At 43.4% G+C, this 4,632-nt stretch carries 2 protein-coding genes; both read right to left on the reverse strand.

Annotated elements, in window-relative coordinates; translation table 11 throughout:
* Positions 1-180 precede the first annotated feature (180 nt).
* Entirely contained in the window at positions 181-2,895 is a 2,715-nt protein-coding gene (locus FD44_RS09475; protein ID WP_010619090.1) for an HAD-IC family P-type ATPase, read from the reverse strand.
* Between the two features lie 140 nt (positions 2,896-3,035).
* Positions 3,036-3,770, reverse strand: coding sequence for an SDR family oxidoreductase (locus FD44_RS09480; RefSeq protein ID WP_010619089.1), 735 nt, complete (start codon positions 3,768-3,770; stop codon positions 3,036-3,038).
* Positions 3,771-4,632: the final 862 nt, after the last annotated feature.

Raw genomic sequence — 4,632 nt, forward strand, 5'->3', positions numbered from 1 at the left:
CAATATTTGGGGTTCACTTCAAATTCTCGCTCTTTTTGTATATTCCTGAATATTGCAGCCTAGTCGGGTTCCTAAAGGCTACTTCCTACGCCTAGCTACGATCAACGAACAATCCCAAGTTCAGGATTATTCGTTAATCTAGGCTACGCTCGGAAGCAAAACGCCTTTCGTCTCACCTTTTTAGACCATCTTCGACTTTCTTCGATGGTTCACTGAAATTCTAATCATTTTATCCAACTCGGTCACAACCAATGTGACAAAACCGGCAGCAACCACAATTCCCCATTGCATCAGGTTCATGTCAGCTGTCTTAAAGACGCCTTGCATAAATGGTTGATAAACCAGGAACATTTGGAGAACCAGCAATAATCCAATCATGACAAACGCCATTGGGTTGGAGAAGAAATGACGACCAAACGCCAAATGCGGTGTCCGAATGTTGAACAGGTAGAAAATCTTACCCATGATGATGACGTTAACGGTAATGGTACTTGCAACCATGTGCGACACGCCACTTGAAGTCAGCCAGTCGAAGACCCAAAGTCCCATTGCTGCAATCAAAATCGATACGTAGGTTAGCTGGAACACATCTCGTTTGTTAAGCAAGGCGGTTCCCGTTTTCCGTGGTGGCCGCTGCATAATACCCTCTTCTTCAGGTTCAAAAATAAAGGCAAACTGAATCGTAATGGCCGAAACCATGTTAATCCAGAGCAATTGTGTTGGCACCAGCGGAAGCGCTTGTTGCATGATGATACTAAAGGCAACAATCAATCCTTCGGCGAAACTAGTTGGCAACAGGAAGGCAATTGTCTTTTTTATATTGCTATACAAACGGCGACCTTCACGAATGGCTTTGGTCATCGTCGTAAAGTTATCATCAACCAAAATCATATCGGCTGCATCCTTCGCAACATCGGTTCCCTTGATACCCATGGAAACCCCGATATCCGCTTTCTTCAAAGCTGGCGCATCGTTGACACCATCCCCAGTCATTGCGGTAATCTTACCGTTCTTCTGGTAAGCATCGATAATGGCCAACTTATTTCGCGGCGTTGTTCTAGCGAACACATTATAGTGGCTAATATTTGCTTTTAACTCATCTGGTGTCATCTTATCCAGTTCAGCACCGGTAATCGTTCGAATTTGATCAGCCAGGCCAAGTTGACGACCAATTGCTGCGGCAGTATCCGGATGATCACCGGTAATCATTTTAACTTCCACGCCGGCAGTGTGCATTTCCTTAAGCGCAGAAATAACTTCTTCACGAGGTGGATCAATGATACCAACAATTCCAAGGAAATCAATCCCTTGATTTCGCAAGGTCTCGTGGGTCACTTCATCGACAGTTGAGTCGACAACCTTATGGCCGACCGCCACAACTCGTTTACCTTCATGCGTTAACTCATGGATAACTTCATCCCATCTGCTGCGGTCGAAACTAGGATCAGAAATTGCAGCCATTTGGTATAGCTTATCGGGGGCACCCTTAATGAAAATTTCGTGCTGCCCGGTGGCATCCTTGTCCAACCTAGCAATGTAACGATAATCCGAGTCAAATGGAATCCGGTCTAGCTCTTCCAATTCTGGCTGATCAGGACCAAATCCCTTATGATATAGGGTTAAGAAGGCTCCATCGGTTGGTTCACCGTTAATAACCCAATGCCCATCTTCTTCTTGGAGCATCGTGTCATTTGCTTCAAATCCAGCAATTAATAGCTTTTGTAAGTCAGCATCCGATTTGATATCGATTGCTTGTTGATCCAATTTGATTTGACCTTCAGGCGCATAACCCGTTCCGGAAACCGTGTAGCTCTTGGTTGCCGTAATGATGTCCTGTGCGGTCATTTCGTTCTTCGTTAATGTCCCAGTTTTATCAGTTGCAATCACGTCAACCGTTCCCAACGTTTCAACGGCAGGTAAGGTCTTCACGATTGCGTTATGCTTGGCCATTTTGTTGACACCCATTGCCAAAATAACGGACGTTGAGGCAGGTAGTCCTTCAGGAAGCGACCCCACCACCATCGTTACAACGGCTAATGCTAAAGTTGGCAGTGAGTAGAGGTTCGTCCACCAACCAATTCCAAATAGAATTACCGCAATAGCAATAATAAAGTATGAAATCCATTTGCCAAGACCATCTAGCTCAACCATTAATGGCGTTTTGGCTGCCTTAACGTTGCTAACATCGGTCGCAATTTGACCTAACTCTGTGTCATGACCAGTTTGCACAACAATTCCAGTGGCACTCCCATTTGTAACGGCGGTACTGGCATAGGCCATGTTGGTCCGTTCTGCCAATGGGGTTTTTGAATCTGTGAGCGGGTCAAACGTCTTAAGAACGGAATCTGCTTCACCCGTTAGCGCTGATTCTTGGACTCGCAGGTTATCAGAATCTAAAAGACGCATATCTGCCGGGATATTATCGCCGGCTTCAAGGTACACAATATCCCCAATCACCAATTCACGGGCCGGAATATCAGTTCGCGTCCCATCCCGAATCACGGTTGCTTCGGTAGATAATAGGGACTTTATTTTGTCCAGCGCATTGCTGGCGTTAACTTCTTGAAAATAACCAATCATTGCATTGATAATAACGACCAGCCCAATAACGATGGCATCTGAATAATGCTGGAGCAGCAGCGTCATTGCCGCTGCAAATAGCAGAATATAAATAATGACATTATTAAACTGACGCAAAAAGATTACCCACTTGGGCGTTGCGTTTGCCGTTAATTCGTTCGGGCCATTTTTAGCTAAAAGACTCTTGGCGGCACTGGAACTTAACCCATTTTCAACGTCTGAATTAAACTCAGTTAAGACCTCGGATCCTTGTTGCGTAAAATAAGACGCCGGTCCAGGTTTTGAATCTGGTGTTTCAATTGGCTTTTTTTCCATGAAGTTCATCATCCTCCGTATATTTAGTTCCATAAGTATATCATAGGCGTATCTATCAGAAAATATTTTAATCTCAATTATAAGATTTATGTAAATGAAAAAGCTGAATTCTTTCCAAAATTTCAGCTTCGTCACTTCTATTAATGTTGCGTCGTTGGTCGAATCACGATTTCATTAATTGCCGTATCAGCTGGGGCCTCAACTGCATAGGCAACCGCTTCAGCGACACGTTCTGCATCAATTGCAAAATCTGCGTATAATTTGTCGACTCGCTTTTTAGTTTCCGGATCCGAAATTGTGTCGGGTAATTCTGTCGCAACCGCACCCGGTGAGATAACGCTCACGCGAATATTGCTTCCGGCAATGGCTTCTTCTTGACGTAACCCTTCACTAATAACCCGAACTGCGTACTTTGTAGCACTGTAGACGCTACCGCCTGGGTGAACCGCATGGCCGGCAACGGAAGACGTGTTAATAAATTGGCCTGATTTTTGTTCGCGCATAAATGGAAGTGCTGCGGCAATACCGTACAGAACACCCTTAATGTTGACGTCAATCATGCGATCCCATTCATCAATTTTGTACTTATCCAAAGTTGATTGGGGCATCAATCCCGCATTATTCATCCAAACGTCAATTTTGCCGTAAGTCTTTACCGCAAACTTGGCCAACTCAGCAACTTCACTTTTATTGGTGACATCTGTCACTTGGTAGCTTGCGTCGCCGCCCACCGCTTTAATTTCAGAAACTAATTTTTGCAAACGATCTTCCCGTCGTGCACTCACGACAATCTGATTTCCGTTTGCGGCTAATTTCTTGGCAGTTGCTTCGCCAATTCCACTTGAAGCTCCGGTAATAACAATCACTTTACTCATCACATACATCTCCTCAATCATATTAAGTCCATTATAGTCGTTTTGCGCACAAAAATAGGATTCAAGTCTTCTCTTACTTGAATCCCTTATGAGGAAATATTCTCGATAGTCGAAATGTTACGCTTAAAATCTTTAATCACTTAACACCTTCATATTCAATTACACGATGTTTCTATCCTGACCTACCTGCTTCAATCATCTATGACGTTAGTCGGTGTGGCTTTACCATTCACCCAATATGCAGGCTAAGCGGCGGTATGAAACATTGTGGAGAAACCATTAACAAACTTCTTAATGAGCTACTACCTCCACTGATCGTATCTTTACTTTTAAAACATTGGAGCTTTTAAATCTATTCTCTAAAGAAAGTTGACGCTTAATTCTTGAAGCTAAAATCTGATGCTTCTAAACTACTTGCATCGCCGTAATCCCAAACATTTGAGCCCGTTTCGAACTTCCTGATACTTTCAGACCCCTTCCAACTTTCGCTGGAAAATCACTCTGACGGATTACGTTCAACCAGTGGTTAATCTTTCTGAATCGGTACTACATTGTTACTTAATACCTACTTGAGAAGTCGATTATCGAGGATTAAGACCTTTCCTCACTTAGAAATATACCATATCTTGTAAGCGATTACAAACAATACACTCACCATTTTAGTTCCTTTTTTATAACTGTTTAATTGCCTTGATATGTGGGTCTTTTAGCACAAACCATCTTTTTATGTTATACTGCGTTTCAAGGTGCCAAACCTTGCGGATTGAGAAATCCGCGCGCGATTTATCGCGCCGCACTTCTATTGAAGTGCTCAGCAACCACATCGACTACATTGTGGTTGCTTTTTTCTACGATTAGTCAA

This window comes from Secundilactobacillus malefermentans DSM 5705 = KCTC 3548, from assembly GCF_001436395.1.
GTDB lineage: Bacteria > Bacillota > Bacilli > Lactobacillales > Lactobacillaceae > Secundilactobacillus > Secundilactobacillus malefermentans.